Source organism: Salinibacter pepae (genome assembly GCF_947077775.1).
Lineage (GTDB): Bacteria > Bacteroidota > Rhodothermia > Rhodothermales > Salinibacteraceae > Salinibacter > Salinibacter pepae.
Map to the genome: position 1 here is coordinate 1,988,856 of NZ_CAMTTE010000001.1, position 19,808 is coordinate 2,008,663.

Genomic DNA, 19,808 nt, shown 5'->3' on the forward strand with positions numbered 1-19,808 from the left:
AGACGGTTGGCGACTTCGTGAAGCACTCACGCCGTAACGCCCACTCGCAGGTGAGCTATACGTTATGCCGCTCTACGATATTTAGAATAGCTCTCTCCTTTTGGTATGAAGTTTCGTTCGAACAGCAAGCCTCTGCAGCGTGTCTGGTTCGCTGGATGTGTCTTTGCCGGATTGCTTCTCCTGACAGGGGGTGCTGGCTGGATCCTTCCTATTGGTTTCAGCCTTGGGACTCTGATTGGCTACGGGGTTGGCGCTGTCGTGGTGCTTGTGTTCGCTCGAGGGCTTTATCACCGGAGTATTGTAAGCGGCATTTTGCTACTCATGGTGGCCCTGGGGCCAATCGCACGGGGAATGGTTCAATGGACGATGGGAACTGCAGAGATGGAGCAGTCTGTTGCGGTATTGATGAAAGGAGGAGTCGCTCTATCCGGGATAGGTCTCAGCATGCTAGTCATCCACACGATTTATAATCTCAGCAGTGAAGAGAGCACTCAAACATCGCGTCATAACACCCGCTTCACCTGACGAAAAGCAGAGGCGAGTTTGCTTATTTCACCCGTCGAGCGTTTTCTCTGCCTTGCCCATACTTGATGCCGTGACTTTTCGCCGGTGAGCTAACCCGTTACGAGTTCTTTTTAGTAAAAAAGTAGGCAGCAGCACAAATGGGAAAAGAAAGTAGATGGAGGTTTATTCTTTTTCGCGGTGTTTTCCTCTGGGGGTATCCCACGGGCCTGATCGCCAAATCGATAGAGCTGTTTCCACCTGGTGTGCACCTTCCAAGATTTACCTCACTGGCGGAAGTTGCGATATTTTTGATCGTCTGGGCCGTGAGCGGAATTGCGTTCGGCACTTGGATGTGGAATCAGAAAAAGAAGAGCTGCGAACTGCATCATGAGGAAGCGCCTGAGGCCTCATAACCCAGCGTTGCACCTGACCCCTCGCGTACCGCCTTTTTCCTGTGCCGCAGCTTCGTCAGACGTTTCTGCCGACTGGATAGCGCTCACGCCGGAAGGGCCGGGGCAGGTGAACTCGACCGTTATGCTGCGTGGCAACATCCGCGGGTAGCATCGGTTTTCTCTATTCCTATGGCTACCGTTCAAACCAAACAAGATCTGATTGGGCACCTGCGCCGCCACCGAGGCGATCTGCGTCGGCTCGGCGTGCAGCGTCTGGGCTTATTCGGCTCATTTCAGCGAGGCGAGTCCGACCCCGAGAGCGACGTGGATCTTTTGGTTGAGTTTATGCCGGGAGCAAAGTCCTTTGACAACTTCATGGCCGTCTCGTTTTTGTTGGAAGAAGAACTCGGTCGGTCGGTGGAATTGGTGACGCGCGAAGCGCTTAGTCCTCATATCGGTCCCCACATTCTGCAAAACGTCGAGTATGTCGAGATCGGAGACTGAATATCTTCGGCACATCCGAGATGAAGCCTGTTATTTGGGAGAGGCCAGCCGCGAGCATAGCTGAGACGACTTCTCGGACAACGAGACATTGAAGCGAGCATTTGTGCGTAGCATTGAGGTGATCGGAGAGGCCACAAAGAACCTCTCAACCGAATTTCGAGAGCAGCATCCGGACATCGAATGGCGAGCGATGGCTGGGATGCGTGACCAACTCATCCACGGGTATTTCGGAGTAGATTACGAGATTGTATGGGATGTGGCAACCGAGAAGGCTCCGAAATTGAGAGAGGCGGTCAACAGAATTCTTGAAGACCAGGATGCAGCATAACCCTGCGCTAGAGGTAACGGAGGGCTGAGGCCGTCATTGATCGAGGCCTGTTGGAAGGGACGACTTCTATGATCGGGAAGGGCAACGCCGGAGAATAGAAACTGCAGCCGACGTTGTAACTTGGCCCGAGTGAGTTCTGTTTGGTGTTTCCCGCCCCTCCGCACCTCAACTCGATCGTTATACAGCCACAAACTTTTTGTCGCGGTGACGAGTTGAAAGTACGGAATACATCTCATCACCCGGCGAGCCAAGCGCTATGCTTCGAACCTACGAAGGCATTCTTGAAGGCGACCGCGTCCGATGGGCGGGAGAAGACGTGCCGGCTGCCGATCGTCCGCTGCGCGTCCACGTCACCGTGCTTGAGGAGGAGACCGCAAAGGAGGAGCGGGGCCAGCAGATGGCCGACGCGCTCTCCAAACTGGCGGATTCTGGCGCGTTCAGCGAGATTGAGGATCCAAGCGCGTGGCAACGTACGATTCGGGAAGATCGTCCGCTTCCCGGTCGTAACCGCTAGCACATATGCTTCTCGACAGTAACCTGATTATCTATGCAGCGCGACCTGAGCATGGGGCGCTCCGCGACTTTATCGCTCGTGAGGTTCCTTCCGTATCGGTAATCAGCAAAGTGGAAACGTTGGGCTACCACGAGCTCACTGGGCAGGAGAAACAGTTTTTAGAGGAGTTCTTCAAGGCGGCCGGCGTGCTTCCGGTGTCACACTCGGCCATCGCCGAAGCGATTCGACTCCGCCAGCAGCGCCGCATGTCACTTGGCGATGCGCTTATCGCTGGAACGGCGCTCAGTCACGGCGTGCCACTAGCTACCCACAATACAGAAGACTTTGCATGGGTCGAGGATTTGGACGTCGTGGATCCGCTTGCTAACAAGTCGTAAGGCGGCTGTATAACCCACCACTGCTGCCGACGACGGGCAGGGGCGAACTTCCGGCGGTAACGCCTCCGATGCAGGTTGCGTAACTTTTCGTGCCCGTCGCGGCAGAGTTCAGCCGTTATGGCGGCTGGAAACGTGGCTTTGAGCTATTGCGTTGGTTATTTAGTCTTGCTCATCAAACGTTTCCAGCCCTATGTTCGAGCCGCTGGAGGTCAAGGCCCTTTCTGGGTATCGCATCTGGATCCGCTATGCCGACGGGGAAGAAGGAGAAGTGGATCTTTCGCATCTTGCTGGTCAGGGTGTGTTCACACTCTGGGACGATGAGCAGGAGTGGAAAAACGTGAGGGTCGCGGAAGATGGTGCGATTCGGTGGAGCGAGGAGGTCGAGCTCTGCCCGGATGCGACATACCTGAAGCTGACGGGCAAATCCCCAGAGGAGGCATTCCCGAATCTGAAGTCCACGGCTCATGCCTGAGCTCTGTCGCTTCTACGGCGTGCGGATCAAGATGTACTATGACGATCACAATCCGCCGCATTTCCATGCGGAGTATGGAGGGGATGAGGCGCTGATTTCGATTGACACTCTGGACGTGATCGCGGGAGAGCTTCCGAGTCGTGCTCTCGGATTGGTCTACGAATGGGCCGGAAAGCATCGCGCAGAGTTGCGGGAGGTCTGGAAGCGGACGAAAAATCTGGAGCCGACAGGCAAGATCGAGCCGCTCGAATAGGTCATAGGAAGAACGGTTGTCCTCATTGAGGGTGCTATAACCCCGCGATATAGCTGACGGAGAGCCGAGGCCGTGATCGTTCGGCGTCGGGCCGGCAGGATCGATTTCTGTAGTCGAGAGTGACTGCGCGATCGGGCAAACACTTCTTGGGGCGCAGTCAGTTAGAGGTCTCAGTTCTATTTAGCGGACCCGCTGCCCTCCGCAGCTAATCTCCGTCGTTATACCTCGTCACGAACAGCCAGGCTTCGTGCGTCGTATCAGTGAGGTACAAGTCTCCTGTACTGGCCTCAATCATCTACGAAAGTCGCAATCGATCTTCCGGATCGCCCCGATCTCGAGGTCGACGAGCGGTATGCCAAAGAAGCGCTCGTAGCCACTCTATACAGTAACGGCAAGCTGTCTGGCCACGAAGCCCGCCAGATTCTCGGCATGACGCGCCGTGCCTTTGAGGAGATGCTTCCGCGCTATGGGTTTTCGATTCTCGTCGACTCCGATGAGAACATCGAGACGGAGCTAAACGCGTGAGCACATCCCCTCTACGGCAGATCGTCTGTGACACCGGTCCGCTCATCTCGCTAGAGAAGATCACGGGCGGCTATCGCTTCATCGGTCGGCTCTACGCCCGGCTTCTGGTTCCGCCAGCGGTCATGGATGAATTGGTTGCCGGACAGTTCGAGACGAAAGGCGCGTACCTCCGTCATTTCGATTGAGAGCGGCCGCGGCGGAATTCGACGTGTTTCTCACGACGGATGGGGGGATTCCGTATCAGCGAAACCGATCACAGACTGGGCTCGGGATTGTCGTTCTCCGGCCACGGGGCAATCGGTTTGCGGATCTGGTGCCCGTGATGGAGCCGGTGAAGGAGCGCATTCGAGGACGTCAAGGGGGAGATGTGATCCAAGATGGCGCGATAGCCCATCACCGCATCTGAACCCGGGCTGATGCTGTTCTGGACCCGGGCTGATGCCGTTTTCGGGCGGCGCTGTCTCTCTGTGGTTGGCGACCTCGGGGCCGCAGCGCAGGCTACAGACAGATGCAGGGGACGGTTTGAGCGCCGCCCTCGGTGCGACAGAGCCCGCACGCGTTCACGCCTGCACGGCAGCCAACGATCCCCGCCGCAGTTGTCCCTGCAGTGTCGCATCCGGTGTCGTGCCGCGGATGGCAGGCGCCGTACGCGGGGTGGTCATCGCAGCGTCCGGCGGCACGGCGGGGACTGCGATCTCGCTCACCCGTCGTGTCGGTACATCTCCTCCACGTAGTCGAGGACCATGCGCTTGGCGCTGAAGGGGGCCGGCACGCCCGTCATCGCCTCGCGCATCATGTCGATCCAGTCGGTGGGCAGGCCGTCGTCGTTGCGGGTGTAGAAGGTGGGAAGGACGCCCTCTTCGAGCTGCCGATAAAGCGAGGCGGCGTCCTGTTCGTCCTGCACCTCGGGGTCGGCCGTGCCGTAGTCGCCGGTCGGCTCCGGCCCGATGGCCCAGCCGTTGCGGCCGTTGTAGCCCTCGGGCCACCAGCCGTCGAGCACGCTCAGGTTGAGCCCGCCGTGCGCGGCCACCTTCTGGCCGCTCGTGCCGGAGGCCTCCAGCGGGCGGCGCGGGTTGTTGAGCCACACGTCGCAGCCGGACGTGAGCATGCGGCCCATCTCCATGTCGTAGTTCTCCAGGAAGACGACCTTTCCCTCAAAGCCTGCTTCCTGACTGAGGGCGTAGATGCGCCGAATGAACTCCTTGCCGGCGTCGTCGTCGGGGTGGGCCTTGCCCGCGTAGAGAATCTGCAGCGGGCGGTCCGCATCGGAAAAGAGGGCCCGGGCGCGCTCCCGATCCCGAAAGAGGAGCGGGGCGCGCTTGTAGGTGGCGAAGCGGCGCGCGAAGCCGATGGTGAGGGCCTCGGGGTCGAGGTCGGGGTGCATCGGGAGGCTTTGCTCCTGCACCTTCTCCGCGACGTAGTGGAGCAGGCGTTCGCGGAGCGAACACCGGAAGTCCCAGAGCGTCTCGTCGCTTAGGTCCGCGAGATCGGTCCAGTCGTCCGGGTCCTGTGCCTCCGTGAGGTCGACGTGGATGTGGTCGGCGAAGAAGTCGCGGGCCGGCCCGGCCGTCCACGTGGGCAGGTGGACGCCGTTCGTGATCGCGTCGATGGGGACCTCGTCGAGCGGGCGGTCCGGGTAGAGGGCCTCCCACTGCTGGCGCGCCACGTGGCCGTTCAGCTCCGACACCCCATTGGCCGCCCGGGACAGCTTGAGGCCGAGGACGGTCATCGTGAAGGTCTCCGCGTGGTCGTCCGGGTGGACGCGGCCGTAGCCGAGCAGGTCGTGGGTGCTGAGGTGAATTTCGTCCCGGAATCCGGCCATGGCCTCCGAGAAGAGGTCGGGGTCGAAGTGGTCGTGCCCGGCCATCACCGGCGTGTGGGTGGTAAAGACGCTCCGGTCGCGTACCCACGTCTCGGCCTCGGCAACGTCGTCGCCCGCCGCAAGCCGCTCGCGCAGCAGCTCCAGCATGAGGAACGCGCAGTGGCCTTCGTTGGCGTGGTACACGTCGGGCGTCCCGTCCAGGGCCCGCAGCATGCGGAGCCCCCCGATGCCGAGGACGATCTCCTGGCGGATGCGCTCGTGGTCGCCCCCCTGGTAGAGCCGGCGCGTGAGGGGCCGGTACTCGTCCGGGTTGGCGTCGAAGTCCGTGTCGAGCAGGTACAGGTCGGTGTGCCCCAGCGCCACCTTCCAGGCGCGCACCGCAAGCTCGTGGGTGCCGATGGGCACCGTGACGGTCAACGGATCGCCGCCGCCCTCCGAAACAAGCGAGACGGGGTGCTTGGCCGGGTCGAGCACCGGATACGTGGCCTCCTGCCAGCCGTCGGCGTCGAACGACTGTCGGAAGTAGCCCTCCCGCAGGAAGAGGCCGATGCCCGTGAAGGGCAGGCCCAGATCGGAGGCGGCCTTCGAGTGGTCGCCGGCCAGCACGCCGAGGCCGCCCGAGTAGAGCGGCATGCTCTCGTGGAGGCCGTACTCCATGCAGAAGTACGCCGTTTCGGGGGCGTCCTCCACCTGCGGCGTCCGCTCCATGTAGTCCCGGTAGCGCTGGTAGACCACGTCGACATCGTCCTGGAAGGACGAATCGTTGAGCACCTCGTCCTTGGCCGTCGCGAGGGCGGCCCGAGGGTTGTCGTCCGACGCCCGGTATACCTCGGGATTGAGGCGTCGGAAGAGAGAACGGGCGTCGGGGGTCCAGGTCCACCAGAGGTTGGTGGCGATGGACTCGAGCTTGTCGCGCGACGTCATGTGGCCGAAAGACATAGAAGGAAGGACGATGAGCAGACGTGGCGTGTTGCGGATACACTGGGGGACCCAAAGACACCCTACGTACAAGGGTCGCAGTGCGGGACGGATTTGCCAAGTGCCTGGCGTGAAAATCTAATGACCCCCCAATGCAGAAGGAGCGGCTTCGACACAAAAAGCCAGTCGCCTGGACGGGCACCCCGACTGCTATGAACCGGGCGACGCGGGAAAGTGTCCGCGGGGCCCTGGTGAAAACGACGTACGCGGGGGCAAGAGGAAATGAAGGAGGGAAAAAGTTTCGTTTCTACACAGCTCCGGCTCCGCATACCGTTTCTGGCCGCAACGCCTGGGGGGCGCGTGGGAGAGAACCGCCGTTGACGGCCCCGCCCGAATCGGGCGGGGGCGCGTTGGCACACGTTTTTCTCTGTGTTGCCACCCATCGTCCCGCTTTATCCATCTGCCGGCGACCGGACACACATCTGCGCGCCGGCGAACCGCTCACTCGCGCCCAAGCCCGACTGTCGTCATGACTGCTCCCCCCTCGGCTGATTCCGACGGCCCCGCTGTTCGAGCGTGGGCGGGCCCCTGGGGAATGGCTGTGGGCGCCGCCCTCTTCGGGCTCGGGGGGCTGGTGGCCGGACGCCTGGCGGGGGCGGCCGCAGTTGGGTGGGGCGGTGTGCTGCTCGCCGGGGGCGGAATCGGGGCGATGGTGCTCCTGCACGGGCGTCGCCTGCGCCGGGCGCGCCGACGGGCGGCGGCCCGCATCGACGCGGCGCGCAACGACCGGGACGCGGCTCGGGAGGCGCTCGACACGGCCACCGACCGGATCGAGACGCTCGAAGAGATGCGTGCGGCCAAGTCCCAGTTCCTCGAAGAGATCAGCCACGCGTTTCGGCGCCCGCTGACCCTCACCCTCGGTCCCATCGACACCCTCCTGGAGGGCCGCCACGGGCCCCTCGGCGACGAGGTGCGGATGCAACTCCGCCTCGCGGAGCGGAACGGGACGCGCCTCTTGTGGCTCGTGAACCAGCTGCTGGACCTGGCGGAACTGGAGACCGGCCGCACGTCCCTCACGCCCACCGACGGCCGCCTGCCGTCGGTCGTGGTCCAGGGCGTTCGGTCCTTCGAGGGCCTTGCCGAGCGTCGCAACGTGCACCTCCACTTCGAGTCGGCACTCGACAATCCGACCGCCCGGTTTGACGAGGCAAAGATGGAGACGATGCTCGCGAACCTGCTCTCCAGCGCCTTCCAGGCCGCAGGGGAGGACGGGACGATTCGGGTGACCGTCCGCCCGTGTGCCGCCCCGCCGGCCGCCGAACCCGAGACGGACGGCCTCGAACTCGTCGTCGAGCATGCAGGGACGCAGGGGCATCCGCCCGCGGAGGACGATCTGTGGGGGACCCGCGATGAGCCGTCCTTCCGGACGCCGGACCGCATCAGCACGCGGCTCGGGCTGCGCCTCGTGGACGAGTTGGCGACCCTGCACGGGGGCGCCCTGCAGGTCGACCCGGCGGCCGACGGCACGGTGCGGTACGCCGTCCGGCTGCCCCGGTGCCCCCCCGGCTGCGAGAGGCCCGCGTCGGGCGCGAATGCGGGGCCATCCTCGGGCGACACAGGGACTGCGGCGCCGGACGACGGCCTCGGCCACGATCCCCTGGCGCTCTCCCGCGAGGCGCTGGCCGGCCGGGCAGACGCTTCCGCTCCGGCCCCGGAGGCGCCCGCCGCGTCGCCGGACGAGGACCGGACGACCGTGCTGGTCATCGACGACAACTCGGTGGTCTGTACCCTCGTGCGGACCCACCTGGAGCCGGAGTACCGGGTGGAGGAGGCCCACGATGGGGCGGAGGGGTACACCCTGGCCCGGACGCTGCTGCCGGACCTGGTGATCAGCGACGTGATGATGCCGGAGGTGGACGGGTTCGAGCTGTGCCGGAAGATCAAGCAGGACCCCGACATCGACCACGTACCGGTGGTGTTCCTCACCGCGCGGGCCGACCTGGAGGACAAGGTGGAGGGCCTGGACGTGGGCGCCGATGCGTATCTCACCAAGCCCTTCGAGCCGGAGGCGCTGATTGCACGCATCGAGAACCTGATCGCCACGCGGCGGACGCTGCGGGAGTCGTTCCGAGACGCGGGGACGGCGGGGGAGGAGTCTCGGCATTCTCCGGACGAGGCGGGCAACGGGGCCGAGAAGGCGAAGGAAGCACTTCCCCCGACCGCCGAGGCGGCGCCGTTGCGCGATCGAATCGAGGAGGCCATCGCGGAGCGCCTCACCGATCCGGACTTCGGCGTGTCGGAGCTGGCGGCGGCGACGGCCCTGAGCGCCTCCCAACTGCGGCGTCGGATGAAGGCGATGTACGACCGCACGCCGGTGCAGCTCATTCGCCACCGTCGGCTGGAGGCGGGGGCGCGGCTGCTCCAGGAGCGGGCGGACGTGACGATCGGAGAGGTGGCCTACGCGGTCGGCTTCAACAGCCAGTCCTACTTCTCCCGCTCGTTCCGGGAGGCGTTCGGCGTGCCGCCGTCGCAGTACCGGGGCGAGGGCGCGGCCGCGTAGCGTCGCACCTTACGTCTCGCCCGGAAGCGATACAACCCGCGCGTTTTCCGGCGGCTCCAGCTTTGACGCGTCGAACGAGCGGCGGTACGAAATGCTGTCGGCGACGGCCTCATTGCGGAGCGTATCGCCGGGCCCGTCGTCCTCGTCGTACGCGTAGCCCTCGAACCGAGTGGGCACCGTCAGGCCGTCGACGGTCACGTAGTCCTGATAGTCGAAAAACGTCTGGGGGAGGTCCGCGTCGGCCCCCACCTCGCGCCCGTAGCTTACCGTGTACCGGATGGCGTCGACCCGTCCGGTCTCCTTGTCGAGGTAGAGGACGTACGTATCGTCGGGCGAGTCGCCCACGTTCTTTCCAAACGTGACCCGCACCATGTCGTGGGGCGTGCCGTCGATCGAGTCGTCCGGGAGGGCCTCGTACCGGGCGCCGGGGTCGGCCAGGACGAACGGGATCTGCTGGAAGTAGAAGCCGGTCAGTGCCCAGAAGCGCGGGTTGGGGCGCTCGAGGGAGGCCGGCGCGATCCACGCCCGCTCCCCGGTCCAGGCAAAGCGGGCGTCCACCGGCCGGGCGTCGTCGTACGCCCCCACCGCCAAGAGGTCGTGGTAGGCGCGGCGCGTGCGGTTGTGGACGACGAGAAAGGATTTGAAGCGGAGGTCGGCCCCTTCGTTGGCGTAGGTCCAGGTGTAGGAGCTGGTCGGGGCCCGGTGCCACGCCGGGAGCCCGCCGTGGGCCTCGATGGCCCGGAGGAGGCGCTGCCCGCCCTCGTTCTGGGAAAGCCGGTTCCGGGCGTCCGCAACCCGCCGCTCCACCTCGTCCTCGGGCACGACGTTTGCCGCCGGGGACGACGACGAGTCTCCGGTGCCGCAGCCCGTCACCCCGAGCGCGACGACGAGCAGGAGCACGCCCCCCATGACGAGGCGGTGGGGCGGGGCGAGGGGAAGGGGACGAAGTGGCATGAGGGTACCAGGAGGACGAGAGAAGAAGAGAGATGGGTCACCCGTCTGCCCGCCGCTCCGCGGCGGGGCCGAGGTCGAGGCCCGCAAAGAGGTTGTTGAGCGATTCGGCCAGCGTGGGGTGGGCGAAGGGGGCAGCCCGGAGGCGGCCGACCGGCAGGTCCCCCATCATCGCCGTCTGCAGGACCGACATCACCTCTCCGCCCTCAATGCCAAGGACGGCGGCGCCGAGGAGCCGGTTTGTCGTCGAGTCGATGACCGCCTTCATGAGGCCGCGCGTCTCGTCGACCTCCAGGGCGCGGGCCACGCGGGTCATCGGCATCTGCGCCACCGTCACGTCGAGGCCGCGGCTCCGGGCCGCCTTCTCGGTCAGGCCCACGCGGCCGAGCTGCGGGTCGGTGAAGAGGGTGTAGGCGATGAGGCGGTCCTCGGTGGTGCGGTCCCCACCGTGGAGCCAGTGGTCCTGGAGCACGCGGTAGTCGTCGTAGGAGACGTGCGTGAAGGCGGGGCCGCCGGTCACGTCCCCGATTGCGTAGATGCCGTCGGCGGTGGTGGCGAGCCGGGCGTCAACCTGCACGTAGCCCTGCTCGGTGGTCGCCACGCCCGCCGCGCCTGGGTTCAGCGCGTCGGTGTTCGGGCGCCGGCCCGCGGCCACCAGGAGCTCATCGCCCGTGATGCGGGCCGGGGCGTCGTCCCCCTCCAGGTGCGCCGTGATCGTGCCGCCCGCCTCCTCGACGGCCGTCATGCTCGTCTCGTTGAGGAGACGGATCCCGTCCTCCCGCAGAATATCTTCAAGCGCCCCGGCCACGTCGGCGTCCTCACGGCCGAGGACGTGCTCGCCCCGATCGATAATCGTCACCTCCGCCCCGAACCGCCGGAACATCTGCCCGAACTCGAGCCCGATGTACCCGCCGCCGAGGATGAGCAGGTGGCCCGGCACCGCGCCCAGCTCCATGATGGAGGTCGAGGTCAGGAAGTCTACCGCATCGAGCCCGTCGATGGGCGGAATGGCGGGACGGGTGCCGGTGTTGATCACAATGCGGTCCGCCGTGAGGGCGCGGGGCCCGCCGTCATCGACGTCGCCGTTGAGCGCAACCTCCACGGTGTTCGGGTCGACGAACCGGCCGTCGCCCTCAATGAGGTCCAGGGTGTCTTTTTCTTCGATGCTGCTTCGGCTTCCCGACCGAAACATGCCGACGATGTCGCGCTTGCGTTGGCGTACGGCCTGCAGGTCGACGCTCACGTCGCCGGTCTCCACGCCGTAGTCCCCGGCGCGGCGGGCGAGGTGTGCCACGCGGGCGCTGGCGATCATGGTCTTGGTGGGCGTGCAGCCCCGGTTGACACACGTGCCCCCCACGTGCCTCCGTTCGAGGAGGGCGACGTCGTGGCCGGCTTCGGCGACGGTGCCGGCGAGGGGCCCGCCGCCCTGGCCGGCGCCGATGACGATGAGGTCGTAGGAGACTGGATCTGTCATTTTGGGAAGCGGTCGAGGGCTGAGGGAAGCGAGGAGCAGCCGGGCGCGGGCTACGAGGCGGAGGTCGCCTCGGCCCGATGAGATCGGGTGCGGCCGGTCGAGGTCCAGGTGGGGAGGAGGCGGTCTACCGCGTCGGGGCCCCACGTGCCCGCCTCGTAGGAATGCACCGGGAGGTCCGTCTCCAGGAGGGGCGTATAGAGTTGCCACGAGGCCTCCACCTCGTCGGCCCGGACGAAGAGCGTGGGGTCCCCGACGATGATGTCGCGCAGGAGCGTCTCGTAGGCGTCGGGGACGGGACCGAACGCGTCCTGGTAGGAAAAGCTGAGCTGCTGCGTCTCCAGGGGCATCGAGCCGTCGTCGCTGTTGCCGGGGGCCTTCACCTCGAAGCGCAGGTCGAACCCCTCGTCCGGCTGCAGCGTGATCAGCAGCTCGTTCGGGGCGGCTTCACAGTCGGCGTCCCGTGGCACACACGGCCCCTCGTCCGCCTGGAAGAGCGACACCGGCGCGCTCTGGAAGCGCACGGCGATCTGGGTGAGCTTGCGGGGCAGCCGCTTGCCCGTCCGCAGGAAAAAGGGCACGCCCTGCCACCGCCAGTTGGCCACATTCAGGCGCATCGCGGCGAACGTCTCGGTGTCGGAATCCGCCGGCACGTCCGGCTCGTCCCGGTAGCCGGGCACCGGCTCGCCCCCCATCGTGCCCGCCCGGTACTGCCCGAGGGCGACGTCGGCCCTGGGGTCGGGCTGCTGCACCGCGTTCAGAACCTTCACCTTCTCGTCGCGGATGGCGTCGGCGTCCATGCTGGCGGGCGGCTCCATCGCCACCAACGACAGGAGCTGGGTGAGGTGGTTCTGGACCATGTCGCGCACATGGCCGGACTGGTCGTAGTAGCCGGCCCGCCCGCCCACCCCGAGCGGCTCGGCGACCGTGATCTCCACCCGATCGATGTGCTCCCGGTTCCACATCGACTCGAAGAGGGCATTCCCGAACCGGAAGGCCATGAGGTTCTGGACGGTCTCCTTGCCCAGGTAGTGGTCGATGCGGTACACCTGGTCCTCGTCGAAGTGCTGGTGGACCCGCTCGTTGAGGCGCTGTGCCGAGTCGAGGTCGTGGCCGAACGGCTTCTCCACGACGACGCGGCTCCAGCCCGAACTCGTGTTCAGGCCGACCGCCCCGAGCCCCTCAATGGCCTGGGTGTAGATGCTGGGTGGGAGGGAGAAGTAGAAGACCCGGTTGCCGGTCAGGTTGCGGTGCCGCTCCAGCTGTTCTACACGCTCACGCAGCCCCTCGTAGTCGTTTCCCTCGGGCCCGAGGCACTGGTAGTGCAAGTTTCGGGTGCACCAGGCGTCCACCGTCTCCTCCGCGTAGCCCTGCTCGCGGAGGGCCGTCCGGGCGGCCTCCCGAAACCGCTCGTCGGTCCAGTCCGACCGGGCCGCGCCCAGCACGACGCACCGCCGGGCCACGTCTGCGTCCTGCATCAAGTGGTAGAGGGCCGGGATCAGCTTCCGCTTCGTGAGGTCGCCGGTGGCCCCGAAGATGACGAAGAGGTGGGGGTCAATCTGAGACATATCCGGAGTGCGCGTGTCGAGGTACGAACGGGATCGCGGGAACGAGAGCCGTCCCCATTCGGCGTCTGGACGACATCACTCGTCGCTGGATTTGACGTCGTGCCCGCCAAACTGGTTGCGCATGGCGGCGAGGAGCTTGTGGGTGTAGGAGTCCTCCACCCGCGAGTCGAGGCGCGAGATGAGCGCGTCGGTGATGACGGGCGCCGGCACGTCGAGGTCGATCGCCTCCTTCACCGTCCAGCGGCCCTCCCCGCTGTCGTCGACCCAGGGTTCGATGCCCGACAGGTCCTGGCCCTCCTCCAGCGCGCGGGCCGTGAGGTCGAGCAGCCAGGAGCGCACCACGCTCCCGAACCGCCACGTCTCGGCCACCTGCTGCAGGTCGAGGTCGAATTTCTCCTTCGACTTCATGATGTCGAACCCCTCGGCGTAGGCCTGCATCACGCCGTACTCGATGCCGTTGTGCACCATCTTGACGAAGTGGCCCGAGCCGACGTCGCCCATGTGGCCCCAGCCCTTGTCGGGGCCGGGCGCGAGGGTGGTGAGGGCGGGCCGCAGCTGGTCGACGGCCGCGTCCGGACCGCCCACCATCATGCTGTAGCCCTCCTCTAGGCCCCACACGCCGCCGGAGGTGCCCACGTCGACGTAGTGGACGCGGTGCTCCTCCGCGCGCCCGGCGCGGCGGAGCGTGTCCTTGTAGTTCGAGTTGCCGCCGTCCACGACGATGTCGCCCTCGTCGAGGTGGGGCAGCAGGTCGCCCAGGGTGGCGTCCACGGCGTCGCCCGCCGGCACCATCATCCAGCAGACGCGTGGGGGCTCAAGCTCGTCGACGAGGCCCTCAAGGGCGGGGGCCCCCGTCGCGCCGTCGTCCTCAAGGGCCTGCACGGCGCTCTCGTCGAGGTCGAAGCCGACGACCTCGTGGCCGTCGCGCATCAGGCGCCGGCCCATGTTCGCGCCCATCTTGCCGAGTCCGATCATTCCGAGTGTCATAGAAGAGGGAAGCGTTGTTCGTGTAAAAGAGCAGTACGTGGCGCTAGGCGGCGTCCGATTCGGAAAGAACGTGATGCGTGAGGGGTGATGCGTGAGGCACCCAGAATGGACAGCCACGAATCACGTCATCCCGTTTCACGCCTTACGCGCCCCGCGCCGCAACCGCGTCGACGACCCGACCGAGCCCGGAGACGTCCACCTGCACCCGGAGCACGGTCCGGTCCGCCTCCCGGAGGGCCTGATGGTCGCCGGCGGCCTGGGCCGCGATCAGCTCCGCGAACGTGTAGTCGGCCTCCGGCACGGGCGCCTCGCCGGACGGGGCGTCCACGAGCTGGAGGAAGAGCCCGTTCGGCGGGCCGCCCTTGTGCAGCTGGCCGGTGGAGTGGAGGAAGCGCGGGCCGTAGCCGAGCGTGGTGGCACAGCCGGTCGCATCGCGCAGCGCCGTGACGAGGTCGGTGAGGGCCGCGGTCGTCTCGTCGGACGGGGCCAGGTAGGCCTGTACGCCGAGGTAGCCCGTCTCGTCGGCCGCGTCGAGCCAGTCGGCCAGCTCCCGCTCCAGGACGTCGTGATCGTCGGCCGCGACGGTGTGTGTGTCGCTGCCGGCGCCGTGCTCGGCCTGCATTGCCTCGCGGGCGAGGCGCTTGGCGGCCTCCACGTTCGGCTGGTTGAAGGGGTGGATGCCGAGCACCGCCCCGGCCGCGGCGACGCCCATCTCCCACCGGTACATCTCGCGGGCGAGGTCGTAGCGGTCGTCGAGCCGGACGCTGATGACGGGGTGGCCGGCCTCGTCGAGCGCGCTGAGGGTCTCGATCGTGTCCCGGTCCTGCTCCCCGTGGAGGTAGAAGTAGACGAAGACGCGGTCGTCGCCGTAGGCGCCCGGGTCGGCCAGCGGCTCGTCGGCGACGGGCACGATGCCGGTGTCGTCCTTGCCGGTGCTCTCGGCGATGAGCTGCTCCTGCCACGCCGGGAAGCTCTCCAGCGTCGGCGAGGTAAAGAACGTGACCTTGTCACGGCCCGCCGTGGCCAGCTCGCCGAGGGCGGCGCCGAGCTCCAGGCCCGAGTTGTTGGGCGCCTCCACGCAGAAGTCCGAGCCGGCCTCCGCGGCCCAGGCCCGATCCAGCAGCTGCTCAATGTCGACGCCCATCAGGGCCGCCGGCACGAGGCCGAAGGGCGTGAGGGCCGAGTAGCGGCCGCCCACGTCGGGGGGGGCGCGGAAGACGGCGCGAAAGTCGCGGCCCTCGGCGATCTCCTCCAGGTTCGAGCCCGGATCCGTGGTCGCCACGAAGTGATCCCCGGGCGTGTCGGTAACGCCCGCAACCCGGTCCCAGAAGTAGCGGAAGAACGACAGGGTCTCGGTGGTGGTGCCCGACTTGCTGGCGACGACGAAAAGGGTGCGCTCCAGGGCCAGGTCGTCGGCGAGGGCCGTGACGGCGTCGGGGTGGGTGCTGTCGAGCACCGTGACGTCCGGGCAGCCGTCCGCCGGGTCGAACACTTTGCTGAAGACGTCCGGGGCGAGGCTGGAACCGCCCATGCCGAGAACCACCACGTCGTCGACGTCGGCGTGCACGTCCTCGGCGAAGGCCGTGATCTCCTCGGCCTGCTCCTGCATCGACTCCGGCAGGTCGAGCCAGCCGAGGCGGTTCGTGATCTCGGGCGTGTCCTCGTCGGCCCAAAGGGTCGGGTCGCGGCGCCACATCCGGCACGCAAAGTCGTCCTCGCGCCAGGCGTCCAGGCGCTCCGCCACGGCCGCCTCGTGCTCGTGCAGGTGCAGCGAGATCGGGTCGGGCAGGTGGGCGGTGATCGCCTCACGCTTCTCGTCGAGCGCGTCCATCAGGTCGTCGAACGGAGTGGCGAACTTCTCCACGCCGCGGGCCTGGAGCGTCTCGGTGACGTCGTCAAGGTCGATGCCGGCGTCCGCAAGCTGCGCGAGCACCTCCTCGGCCCGGTCGAGGCCGTCGGTCACCGTCTGGCCGTGGACGGTGCCGTGGTCGCGGAAGGCATCGAGCGTGTCGGGCGGGATCGTGTTGACCGTCTCTTCCCCGATGAGCGATTCCACGTACAGCACGTCCGAGCGCGTCGGGTCCTTGGTGCTGGTGGAGGCCCAGAGGGGGCGCTGCACGAAGGCGCCCTGCTCGCGCAGGTCGGCAAAGTCGTCGCCGTGGAAGATCTCCTCGAAGCGACGATAGGCCATCCTGGCGTTGGCGATGGCCACGTCGCTGCCGTCGAAGTCGACCGCGTCGGTCAGGCCGCGCTCGTCGAGCCGGTGGTCGACCTCCCGCGCCACGCGGCTCACGAAGAAGGAGGCCACCGAGACGATGCCGCTCGGGTCGTCGGCCCGGCGGAGCCCCCGCAGGTAGGCCTGGGCCACCTTTTCGTAGTGGTCGAGCGAAAACATGAGGGTGACGTTGACATTGATCCCCTCGCTCAGCAGCTGCTCGATCGCGGGAATGCCCTCATCGGTGGCCGGCACCTTGATCATGAGGTTGGGCCGGTTCACGGCGTCCCAGAGGCGGCGCGCCTCCGCGATGGTGCCCTCGGTGTCGTGGGCGAGGTGGGGCGACACCTCGAGGCTCACGACGCCGTCGACGCCGGTCTCCTCGTAGACCGGCCGCAGCGTGTCGGCGGCGCGGCGAATGTCCTCCACCGCCAGCCGCTCGTAGATGGTGGCGGCGTCCATTGAGGGATCTTCCGTCAAGAACGCGGTGATGGCGTCGTCGTACTCGCTGCTCCCGCCGATGGCCTTCTCGAAGATGGCGGGGTTGGAGGTGAGGCCCCGGAGGGCATCCTCGTCGACGAGCCGCTGAAGCTGGCCGCTCTCCATGAGGCTGCGGCGGATGTAGTCGAGCCAAAGGGACTGGCCCTCGGCGCGGACGGCGCGGGTCGGGGTGTCGGCAGTTTGGGCGGTTGGCATGGGGCGGGGTCGGCTTGTTCGTGCGGAAACGACAGGGCGAACTGTGTGGACGTACCGGGGGGCCTGCGCCCCCGTCTCGCGGCAAAATTTTCTTCAATCAATGCCCAAAACGCATTACGTCCGAGGTGCGAGTGGGGTCCTTTCCCGTATCCTCGTGTCGGTGCCCGGCCGATGACCGCTTTGGCTGACGTCGTTCCAGGAACGGCCCTTTCGTCCCGAACCGAAGAGCAGCGTTACGCCGCGTCCCGGATCCCGAAGGGCCGTCTTGGCCACCACGACGGTCCGGTCGCAATCCGCATGTGCGGTCCAAAAACGGCTCCGGCGTGGGCGGGATCGTTGTGATTGTGCAACACCCCGCGGATGCGATGGGCCCGCTTGAGGACCTGATGCCCTCCTGCCCCCAATCGTCTTGTTGCCAGTGTCGTCGGGTTCGGGGGCTCGGATCTCGTCCCGGGACTTTGGGAGTGGGGGAGCCGGGCCGTCCGGTGCGGGGGCAGGCGTTTCGGTTCGCTCGAAACGAGGCCTTCGCCTACGTCGCCGCCTTCGCGCCGGTGCTGCCGGCGTTTCTCCTCCCCGGCGGCCCGCCCCATGCCCTGCGCCTCCCGGGCTGGAGGGACAACGTGGAGGATGAGAACGGGCCCGAGGACGAGAAACGGGCCCCGGGGACGAGCGCCAGGCCGTCGGCGGACGCGCCAGTGGGCTGAGCCCGGGGCGTTTTGTCTCTCGAAGGCCCACTTTCGACGATGGGGAGGGGAGGGCGGAGAAGGCTGCCTGGGGGAAACTTGCCGAAGGGATTGTGAGAGGCGATGGGAAACCCCGTGAAGTCCGGGGGGTGGGGGAACGACATACCGCCCCACAGATTACCGGAATGAACGTTCATTCAGAAACACAGCGCAGACCGAAAGCACGCAAAGAAAAGACACCGCCCGCCCTGGGCTTGGTGTTCGCCCCGCGTTTTGACCGGGGCCGTCTGCGGTGTGCGCGTGCGCCGACGCAAACGCCCCGGCGCAGGATGAGCAAAAAGAAAACACAGGCAAAAAGAAAACACAGGCGGCACTGCGACCGACGGCACCACCCTATCCGTCGCAGCACCCCTGTGCCACACGATCCACAGCACAACAACCATTTGTAGATCATGCAAACCGCAACATCGAAACTCACAGCCTCAATCGCAACCCTCGCCCTCCTGCTGGGCCTCGCCCTGCCGATGACGAGCCAGGCCCAGTCGCCCATCGACCTCGGCGTCCGGGGCGGCGTCACGCAGGCGACCTTTTACGGCGACGATGTGGCGTCTAATGACTTTCGGCCGGGCTTCACCGGCGGGGTCTTCCTGAACTACCAGGTCAATGATATCTTCTCCGTCCAGCCGGAGGTCCTCTACTCCCGGCGCGGCACGAAGAACCACTTCGACGAGTCCGGTCGATTTGACGACATTCGTGTTCGCCAGGACGTCATCGAAATTCCGGTCCTGCTGAAGCTCAGCGCCCCGACGGCGCCGGTCACCCCGCGCCTGTACGTCGGGCCGGCCCTTGGATTCATTACGAACAGCGAATTGGGCAACGGCAATGACGCCGACGACAGCTTCACCGACGTGGACTTTAGCGGCGTCGTGGGCGGAGAGATTGCCTACGCGCTGAACAAGGGCCCGCTCAGCGAGATTGCGGTCGACGGGCGGTACAACCTCGGGCTTGCCAACCTGGGGGACGCCAACAACTTCGAAGACGTTCGGACGAGTGCCTTCACCGGCACGCTGAGCCTGCGCTTCGACATCTAACCTCAGTCTCTGGCTGACGCCGCGTCCCGAGTGGACGCCAAAGGGCCGTCCCCTTCGCGGGGGGCGGTCCTTTTTATTTTGGCGGTGGGGGCTTGGGGAAAATGTTCCGATTGGGGCCCCCGGGCGCCGACGGGGGAGTGGAGATGGGATAAAGGAGGGGCGAGCCCTATGTGAATAGAGGGACGCAGCGAAACGCCCGATGGCGGCCTGGGTTACCGGAATGAACGTTCATTCCAAACCACCGACCAGGCCAATCGAAGACACACAGGGCAAACGCGGCGATATTCTCGGGGCCGGCCTTCACCTGTTCGACGAGCAGGGATTCCACGGCACCTCCATGTCGGAGATTGCGGAGGCCGCAGGCGTGGGGGCGGGGACCATCTACCGGTACTTCGACGGCAAAGAGGACCTTGTCGACCAGTTGTACGCGGAGGCGCGTGCCGCGGCCCACGAGTCGATCATGGAGATGGGCTTCGACGAAGACGCCTCGGTGCGGGACCGCCTCCGGACGACCTGGCGGGCCGTCATCCGGAACTACATGGAGTGCCCCCGGCTCTACCGGTTCATCCTGCAGTACGAGTCGTCGGCCTACCTCCGACGGGCCCAGCGCGCCCAGCCCGAAGACCTGCGGTCCCCATTCCAGGAAATCCACCAGGATGGAATAGAACAGGGGCTCTTCCCCGACCTCCCGCAGTCGGTGTACGGGTCGTTTTTCATCGGAACGGTGACCCACCTGGTGCAGGAGCACCTCAACGACGGCCCGGAACTGGACGAGGAACTGATCGACCAGTCGTTCGAGATGCTCTGGGCCGCCTACACGAAGGCGTCGGTGGACCCCAGAACCGGCTAAACGATCCGCCGCTGCGCGTGAGTGCGCCCCCCTGAAGGGGCGTGGTATTTGGTATCGCATTTTCCTGCTCCGGCACGGCATTTCCAGTCGGGTGCCGGTGTCCGTCATCGCTAATGTCTACTGTTTC

General features: G+C 66.1%; 18 protein-coding genes and 1 pseudogene. 13 read left to right on the forward strand and 6 right to left on the reverse strand.

The features are described 5' to 3' along the window. The first annotated feature begins 105 nt into the window (after positions 1-105). The 9 genes and pseudogenes from OJA40_RS08410 (at position 106) to OJA40_RS08450 (ending at position 4,054) form a co-directional block, all read left to right on the forward strand. Positions 106-525, forward strand: a complete 420-nt coding sequence (locus OJA40_RS08410) for a hypothetical protein (protein ID WP_208426858.1) — start codon at positions 106-108, stop codon at positions 523-525. Positions 526-1,085: 560 nt separating this feature from the next. Further along, positions 1,086-1,400 carry a nucleotidyltransferase family protein gene (locus tag OJA40_RS08415; RefSeq protein ID WP_208426859.1) on the forward strand — a complete coding sequence of 105 codons (315 nt, stop codon included), beginning with the start codon at positions 1,086-1,088 and terminating at the stop codon, positions 1,398-1,400. A 76-nt stretch (positions 1,401-1,476) separates the two neighbouring features. Beyond that, positions 1,477-1,728, forward strand: a pseudogene (locus tag OJA40_RS08420) (HepT-like ribonuclease domain-containing protein); the annotation flags it as partial. Between the two features lie 256 nt (positions 1,729-1,984). Beyond that, the gene (locus tag OJA40_RS08425) at positions 1,985-2,242 is read left to right on the forward strand and encodes a hypothetical protein (protein WP_208426861.1); all 258 of its coding nucleotides are present in this window, start codon (positions 1,985-1,987) and stop codon (positions 2,240-2,242) included. A gap of 5 nt (positions 2,243-2,247) precedes the next feature. Then, complete coding sequence (locus OJA40_RS08430; protein ID WP_208426862.1) at positions 2,248-2,619, forward strand: type II toxin-antitoxin system VapC family toxin; 372 nt, start codon at positions 2,248-2,250, stop codon at positions 2,617-2,619. Between the two features lie 190 nt (positions 2,620-2,809). Continuing rightward, the gene (locus tag OJA40_RS08435; RefSeq protein ID WP_208426863.1) at positions 2,810-3,091 is read left to right on the forward strand and encodes a DUF2442 domain-containing protein; all 282 of its coding nucleotides are present in this window, start codon (positions 2,810-2,812) and stop codon (positions 3,089-3,091) included. Further along, positions 3,084-3,344, forward strand: coding sequence for a DUF4160 domain-containing protein (locus OJA40_RS08440; RefSeq protein WP_208426864.1), 261 nt, complete (start codon positions 3,084-3,086; stop codon positions 3,342-3,344). The genes OJA40_RS08435 and OJA40_RS08440 overlap by 8 nt, the downstream gene beginning before the upstream one ends. 309 nt (positions 3,345-3,653) lie before the next feature. Beyond that, on the forward strand, positions 3,654-3,869 hold the full coding sequence (locus OJA40_RS08445; RefSeq protein ID WP_263809718.1) for a UPF0175 family protein: 216 nt from the start codon (positions 3,654-3,656) through the stop codon (positions 3,867-3,869). Then, entirely contained in the window at positions 3,866-4,054 is a 189-nt protein-coding gene (locus OJA40_RS08450; RefSeq protein WP_208426865.1) for a PIN domain-containing protein, read from the forward strand. The genes OJA40_RS08445 and OJA40_RS08450 overlap by 4 nt, the downstream gene beginning before the upstream one ends. 515 nt (positions 4,055-4,569) lie before the next feature. Here OJA40_RS08450 and glgP read toward each other — a convergent pair. Further along, complete coding sequence (glgP, locus tag OJA40_RS08455) at positions 4,570-6,615, reverse strand: alpha-glucan family phosphorylase (protein WP_263809717.1); 2,046 nt, start codon at positions 6,613-6,615, stop codon at positions 4,570-4,572. A gap of 589 nt (positions 6,616-7,204) precedes the next feature. On the opposite strand from glgP, the gene OJA40_RS08460 reads away from it, so the two are divergent. Further along, positions 7,205-9,169, forward strand: coding sequence for a hybrid sensor histidine kinase/response regulator transcription factor (locus OJA40_RS08460; protein WP_263810308.1), 1,965 nt, complete (start codon positions 7,205-7,207; stop codon positions 9,167-9,169). A gap of 9 nt (positions 9,170-9,178) precedes the next feature. Here the strand turns inward: OJA40_RS08460 and OJA40_RS08465 are convergent, their stop codons facing one another. The 5 genes from OJA40_RS08465 to OJA40_RS08485 all read right to left on the reverse strand — a co-directional run bounded on the left by OJA40_RS08465 (position 9,179) and on the right by OJA40_RS08485 (position 17,057). Further along, positions 9,179-10,123: a hypothetical protein gene (locus OJA40_RS08465; protein WP_263810309.1), complete on the reverse strand. Its 945-nt coding sequence runs from the start codon at positions 10,121-10,123 to the stop codon at positions 9,179-9,181. A 37-nt stretch (positions 10,124-10,160) separates the two neighbouring features. Next, entirely contained in the window at positions 10,161-11,594 is a 1,434-nt protein-coding gene (locus OJA40_RS08470) for a mercuric reductase (protein WP_263810310.1), read from the reverse strand. A gap of 50 nt (positions 11,595-11,644) precedes the next feature. After that, the gene (gene zwf / locus OJA40_RS08475; protein ID WP_263810311.1) at positions 11,645-13,159 is read right to left on the reverse strand and encodes a glucose-6-phosphate dehydrogenase; all 1,515 of its coding nucleotides are present in this window, start codon (positions 13,157-13,159) and stop codon (positions 11,645-11,647) included. A 75-nt stretch (positions 13,160-13,234) separates the two neighbouring features. Further along, positions 13,235-14,146: a phosphogluconate dehydrogenase (NAD(+)-dependent, decarboxylating) gene (gene gnd / locus OJA40_RS08480; RefSeq protein ID WP_263810312.1), complete on the reverse strand. Its 912-nt coding sequence runs from the start codon at positions 14,144-14,146 to the stop codon at positions 13,235-13,237. 142 nt (positions 14,147-14,288) lie between these two features. Beyond that, positions 14,289-17,057, reverse strand: coding sequence for a bifunctional transaldolase/phosoglucose isomerase (locus tag OJA40_RS08485; RefSeq protein WP_263810313.1), 2,769 nt, complete (start codon positions 17,055-17,057; stop codon positions 14,289-14,291). Positions 17,058-17,521: 464 nt separating this feature from the next. Between OJA40_RS08485 and OJA40_RS08490 the strand changes: the two genes are divergently transcribed. The 3 genes from OJA40_RS08490 to OJA40_RS08500 all read left to right on the forward strand — a co-directional run bounded on the left by OJA40_RS08490 (position 17,522) and on the right by OJA40_RS08500 (position 19,681). Further along, positions 17,522-17,761 (forward strand): hypothetical protein, encoded by a 240-nt coding sequence (locus tag OJA40_RS08490; protein WP_263810314.1) that lies wholly within the window; start codon positions 17,522-17,524, stop codon positions 17,759-17,761. A gap of 431 nt (positions 17,762-18,192) precedes the next feature. Beyond that, positions 18,193-18,831 (forward strand): porin family protein, encoded by a 639-nt coding sequence (locus OJA40_RS08495; protein WP_208427231.1) that lies wholly within the window; start codon positions 18,193-18,195, stop codon positions 18,829-18,831. Positions 18,832-19,051: 220 nt separating this feature from the next. Continuing rightward, on the forward strand, positions 19,052-19,681 hold the full coding sequence (locus OJA40_RS08500) for a TetR/AcrR family transcriptional regulator (RefSeq protein WP_208427234.1): 630 nt from the start codon (positions 19,052-19,054) through the stop codon (positions 19,679-19,681). The last annotated feature ends 127 nt before the right edge of the window (positions 19,682-19,808 follow it).

Excerpts from the sequence above, each read along its gene's own strand:
- OJA40_RS08470 (WP_263810310.1), bottom strand. The coding sequence starts at position 11,594 with ATGACAGATCCAGTCTCCTACGACCTCATCGTCATCGGCGCCGGCCAG.
- OJA40_RS08430 (WP_208426862.1), top strand. The coding sequence starts at position 2,248 with ATGCTTCTCGACAGTAACCTGATTATCTATGCAGCGCGACCTGAGCAT.
- OJA40_RS08460 (WP_263810308.1), top strand. The coding sequence starts at position 7,205 with ATGGCTGTGGGCGCCGCCCTCTTCGGGCTCGGGGGGCTGGTGGCCGGA.
- OJA40_RS08435 (WP_208426863.1), top strand. The coding sequence starts at position 2,810 with ATGTTCGAGCCGCTGGAGGTCAAGGCCCTTTCTGGGTATCGCATCTGG.
- OJA40_RS08495 (WP_208427231.1), top strand. The coding sequence starts at position 18,193 with ATGCAAACCGCAACATCGAAACTCACAGCCTCAATCGCAACCCTCGCC.
- OJA40_RS08440 (WP_208426864.1), top strand. The coding sequence starts at position 3,084 with ATGCCTGAGCTCTGTCGCTTCTACGGCGTGCGGATCAAGATGTACTAT.
- OJA40_RS08485 (WP_263810313.1), bottom strand. The coding sequence starts at position 17,057 with ATGCCAACCGCCCAAACTGCCGACACCCCGACCCGCGCCGTCCGCGCC.
- OJA40_RS08425 (WP_208426861.1), top strand. The coding sequence starts at position 1,985 with ATGCTTCGAACCTACGAAGGCATTCTTGAAGGCGACCGCGTCCGATGG.
- gnd (WP_263810312.1), bottom strand. The coding sequence starts at position 14,146 with ATGACACTCGGAATGATCGGACTCGGCAAGATGGGCGCGAACATGGGC.
- zwf (WP_263810311.1), bottom strand. The coding sequence starts at position 13,159 with ATGTCTCAGATTGACCCCCACCTCTTCGTCATCTTCGGGGCCACCGGC.
- glgP (WP_263809717.1), bottom strand. The coding sequence starts at position 6,615 with ATGACGTCGCGCGACAAGCTCGAGTCCATCGCCACCAACCTCTGGTGG.
- OJA40_RS08500 (WP_208427234.1), top strand. The coding sequence starts at position 19,052 with ATGAACGTTCATTCCAAACCACCGACCAGGCCAATCGAAGACACACAG.
- OJA40_RS08465 (WP_263810309.1), bottom strand. The coding sequence starts at position 10,123 with ATGCCACTTCGTCCCCTTCCCCTCGCCCCGCCCCACCGCCTCGTCATG.
- OJA40_RS08415 (WP_208426859.1), top strand. The coding sequence starts at position 1,086 with ATGGCTACCGTTCAAACCAAACAAGATCTGATTGGGCACCTGCGCCGC.
- OJA40_RS08410 (WP_208426858.1), top strand. The coding sequence starts at position 106 with ATGAAGTTTCGTTCGAACAGCAAGCCTCTGCAGCGTGTCTGGTTCGCT.